Annotated in this window: 4 protein-coding genes and 1 pseudogene; 1 reads left to right on the top strand and 4 read right to left on the bottom strand. The window is 67.1% G+C overall.

Translation table 11 applies throughout. From position 1 onward, the window contains the following. Positions 1 to 272 (bottom strand): annotated as a pseudogene (locus RMO40_RS11785) (hypothetical protein); the annotation flags it as partial. A gap of 257 nt (positions 273 to 529) precedes the next feature. Between RMO40_RS11785 and RMO40_RS11780 the strand changes: the two are divergent. Next, entirely contained in the window at positions 530 to 1,309 is a 780-nt protein-coding gene (locus tag RMO40_RS11780) for a helix-turn-helix domain-containing protein (RefSeq protein ID WP_309721033.1), read from the top strand. Between the two features lie 55 nt (positions 1,310 to 1,364). Here the strand turns inward: RMO40_RS11780 and RMO40_RS11775 are convergent, their stop codons facing one another. From RMO40_RS11775 to RMO40_RS11765, 3 genes are all read right to left on the bottom strand, one after another. Next, positions 1,365 to 1,565, bottom strand: a complete 201-nt coding sequence (locus RMO40_RS11775) for a hypothetical protein (RefSeq protein ID WP_309721030.1) — start codon at positions 1,563 to 1,565, stop codon at positions 1,365 to 1,367. Between the two features lie 91 nt (positions 1,566 to 1,656). Then, on the bottom strand, positions 1,657 to 3,714 hold the full coding sequence (locus tag RMO40_RS11770; RefSeq protein WP_309721027.1) for a GAF domain-containing protein: 2,058 nt from the start codon (positions 3,712 to 3,714) through the stop codon (positions 1,657 to 1,659). Continuing rightward, positions 3,711 to 4,159, bottom strand: a 449-nt coding sequence (locus tag RMO40_RS11765; protein WP_309721024.1) for a winged helix-turn-helix domain-containing protein, incomplete at its 5' end; no start/stop codon positions are given. The genes RMO40_RS11770 and RMO40_RS11765, both read right to left, overlap by 4 nt.

Here is a 4,159-nt window from a genome sequence, read left to right as displayed (position 1 = left end):
CGATGCGTAACCTGTTGATTGCCGCTGCTGCCGGCTTCTTTGCGCTGGCCGGTTGTGGGGGCAGTGGCGGCGGCAGTGAAGCCTGCGAGCGCCGGGTCGCTGGGTGATTCGCACATCACCGCGATGTTCTTTCCACGCAAGGGGCGCAGCGGGTGGCCTTCGTGATCGGCCTTCTTGAGCGAGCTGGCGGTATCGAGCAAGACGACCACATCCGCGCTCGACAGGTTGTCGAGCGACCAGAGGCTGCGGTGGTTGAGAAAGGTGTGGTTCATCTGCTCAGGGTCTGGGCGCCGGCCCTGGGGCTTCTGTGCTGCGGAGGTGCGTGCGATTTGTGGTTGGAGCGTATTCGCGTGCTGCCGCATCGGTTTGACACGCGTCAAGCGCAGGCCATGCGCCGGTACCGATACGCGCCAGACACAGAGCATTTACCGAGCGTTACGCAGCGTCGCACCCGGTTCGCAAGCGGTTGTTGCGTGCTTTCTAAAGTTCAACGCATCCACACAAGACCACTCGACCACTGGAGCTCCCCATGTTTGCAACCGCCTTGCCTTCCCCCGCCGCCACCACCGCCCGGCGCGCGCCAACTCCCCTGCCTTGCCCGGCTCGCAACGGCCAGTTCACCGGCCAGCGCATTGCCGACAGCCTGAAGCTCGTTCACGACAAGCTGCCTGTCGCCCGGCGCCTCTTGCATGCCGGTGAGTCGGTCTACGAGGCTGGCGAGCGCTTCGAGTCCCTGCATGTCGTGAACTCGGGCTTCTTCAAGCTCGTCAACCTGTCGGCCGACGGCCGCGAGCAGGTGGTGGGCCTTCAGTTCAAGGGCGACTGGCTGGGTTTTGACGGCATCGCCAACGGCCGCCACGCTTGCGACGCCATCGCGATGGACACCGGCGAGGTCTGGACGATCCGCTACGACGCGCTGCTGGGCGCCTGTGCCGAGCACCCACCTCTCATGGGCGTGGTGTACTCGGCGATGAGCCGCGAGATGACGCGCGACCGCGACTCGCTGCTGTCGATCTGTACGCTGCCGGCCGACGCGCGCGTGGCCGAGTTCCTGCGCAACTGGGCCGAGTCGCTCTCCGAGCGTGGCCTGCGCACCGACCAGATCACCCTGCGCATGACGCGTGCCGAGATCGGCAACTACCTGGGCATGAAGCTCGAAACCGTGAGTCGTGCGTTGTCCCGTCTGGCGCGCGACAGCATCATCCAGTTCAACGAAAACGGTCGCCGCGACATCCGCATCCCCGACCTGGCGGTGCTGGCTGCCTTTGTGCAGCGCAGCGTGTCACCCGAGGGCGCCACGCTGCAATGAGACTTGTCCGCAGACCGATGGACAGGAGATTCCAGCTCGTCGCGCGATCTGCCGATCACACAGCAGCCAGCTTGAACGTGGCCACGGCCTGGACCAGCGCGACCGGATCATAGGAGCTCTCGACGCTGTCCATGTGCCGCACGAGTTCGCGCGCCCGGTCGGTGGCACCTTTGCCGGAGTTGACCGTGGTCTTCAGCTTGTCCAGCAGTTCACGAACGTCCGCATGGGCCTGGGTGACCAGGCCGGGTATCGGCACTCGCTGTCGAGGACTTGACGCTTCATTCCCGAGGGTTGCCGTTCGTACAGTTGCGGTTCAGGTGACTGCGCGAAAACACAGGTGACCGGCGTCAGGTGGCGCGTGCCTGCAGCGCACGCGCGATCGCGTGCTTGAGCTCGTCGCGCGAATACGGCTTGGCCAGCAGTTCCCACGACAAAGGCGCGCTCTGGCTGGAGTCGATCAGCTCGGCTGAAAACCCCGACATTAACAACACGGCCATCTGCGGCAGGCGAGCCTGCGCTTCGCGCGCGAGTTCGGTGCCGCGCATGCCGGGGCCGAGCGCGATGTCGGTCAGCAGCAGTTTGAAGTCGGCGTCTTTGACGAGGTGAGGCAGGGCCTGCTCGGCGCTGGCGCAGGGTGTGACCTCGCAGCCCAGCGTGTCGAGAAAGCGCATGGCCACCGCGCGAACTTCGGGCTCGTCTTCCACCAGCAGAACCTTCAACCCCTGCGGGATGGCGTCGGCACTGGTTTCGTCTTCGTCACTCTCGCGGGCGTGGTCGGAGAAGCGCGGGATGTACAGCGTGACGGTGGTGCCTGCGCCGGGCGTGCTGGCCAGGGTGATGGCGCCGCGCGACTGCTTGACGAAGCCATACACCGTGCTCAAGCCGAGCCCGGTGCCTCGGCCAGCCTCCTTGGTGGTGAAGAAGGGCTCGAAGGCCCGTTCCTTCACGCTCTCGGGCATGCCGGTGCCGGTGTCGGACACCGAAATCGCAACATAGGTGTCGGGCTGCTCGACCGCAAGATCGAAGTCGCCATGCAGCTCGGGCGGCAGCGTGTGGCAGAGCGCACCGCTGAAACTCAGCGTTCCACCCGTGGGCATGGCGTCGCGCGCGTTGATGGCGATGTTGAGCAAGGCCGATTCGAGCTGACCGGCGTCGGCCAGGCAGGGCGGGCAAGGCGTGGGCGTGTGCACCTCGATGCCGATGCGCTGGTCGAGCGTGCGCCGCAGCATGTCGGACAGCGAATCGAGCAGCACCGGCACCTCGATGAGGCTCGGGCTGAGCACCTGGCGGCGCGAGAAGGCCAGCAGCTTGCTCGTCAACTCGGCGCCACGCCGGCTGGCGCGGGCAGCAGCCGTCACGAGTTGCAAGGCGTAGGCATCGCCGCTCACGCAGGGGTGCTCTTCCAGCACCTGCAGGTTGCCCTGGATCACCGTCAGCAGGTTGTTGAAGTCGTGCGCAATGCCGCCGGTGAGCTGGCCGACGCTCTCCAGCCGTTGGGCGTGGTTGAGCGACTCTTCGGTCTGCACACGCTGCAGGTTGGCGGCCAGCAGGTTCGACAGCGATTCGAGAAAGTGCAGCTCGTCGTCGCCGAAACGCTGCGCCTGGCGCGAGTGCACGCTCAACACGCCCACCACCCGGCCCCGGTCGGACAAGGGCACGGCCAAGGCGCTGGTCAGCCCGGCGTCGAGGTAGCTTCGTGGCACCCGAAAACGCTGCTCACTCCAGTAGTCGGACACCACCACAGGGCGGCCCTGGGCCACCACGAAGCCCGGTGGCGTGTCGGGGTGGTTGGGCATGTGCGAACCCACGCCTTCTCCCGGCAGCAGGCCCACACCGGCGGCCACACGGAATTCCTGCCCGTTGGCCTCGAGCAGGTAGACCAGGGCCACCTGCACTTCGAGCGCTTCGACCACCACCGCGGGCACCTGCTGCTGCAACACCTGCGGGTCGCGTGCGTTGACCGCGATGCGCCCCATCTGCGCCACATGTTCGCTGTAGTGGGCACGCTGCAAGGCACGCTTGACGCGCGGGTAGTTGCCGATGCCGCGAATGGCCACCACCACATGCGGCAAGCCGTCGCCCGCCAGCGGGCTGAGCGAGATCTCGACCATCACCTCGACGCCATCGCGCCGCTTGGCCACCAGCTCCATGTCGGTGCCCATCGGGCGCGGGCGCGGGTTCTTGGCGTAACTTTCGCGGTAGGTCGCGTGGCGCGGGCGGATGCTGTCGGGCACCAGGGTGTCGACCGAGAGCCCGCTCAGCTCGCCGGCGTCGTAGCCCAGCAGTGCGTCGGCGGCCGGGTTGGCAAGCTGAATCAACCCTTGCCCGTCGACCAGCAGCAGCGCGTCGGGGTAGGCCGAGAAGATCGAGCGAAAAAGCGCCGGCTCGTCGCCCAGATGCTTCATGCGGCACCCACGGCAGGCACGAACACATAACCCGCGCTGCGCACCGACTTGATGATCTGCGGCGCTTCGGGGTCGGCCTCGAGTTTCTTGCGCAGTCGGCCCACCTGCACGTCGACCGTGCGGTCGAAGGGGCCGGCCTCGCGGCCACGCGTCTGCTCCAGCAGGAAGTCGCGCGACAGCACACGCCCCGGGTGGCGCACGAACACGCACAACAGGTCGAACTCACCCGAGGTGAGCGCCACGTCGTGGCCTTGCGGGTGGGTCAGGCGGCGCGCGGCCGGGTCGAGCTGCCAGGCGTCGAACATCATCTTGGCCGAGGGGTCGGCCGCTGCCGGTGTGGCTGGCGTGGCAGCGGCGGGGGGGGGCGCCTGGATTGGGGGCACCCACCCCGTGGTGGGCCCGACCACCACGCCCACGGAGAAAGGGTTTGTGTGGTAGTAGTGGG

The organism is Rhizobacter sp., from assembly GCF_031412075.1.
Classification (GTDB): domain Bacteria; phylum Pseudomonadota; class Gammaproteobacteria; order Burkholderiales; family Burkholderiaceae_C; genus Rhizobacter.
The sequence above is the reverse complement of the archived record's forward strand: the minus strand, read 5'-3'. Positions and strand labels throughout refer to the sequence as shown.

What these genes read in the sequence shown, in the direction of transcription:
- RMO40_RS11780 (WP_309721033.1), top strand. Translation starts at nt 530, where the DNA reads ATGTTTGCAACCGCCTTGCCTTCCCCCGCCGCCACCACCGCCCGGCGC.
- RMO40_RS11770 (WP_309721027.1), bottom strand. Translation starts at nt 3,714, where the DNA reads ATGAAGCATCTGGGCGACGAGCCGGCGCTTTTTCGCTCGATCTTCTCG.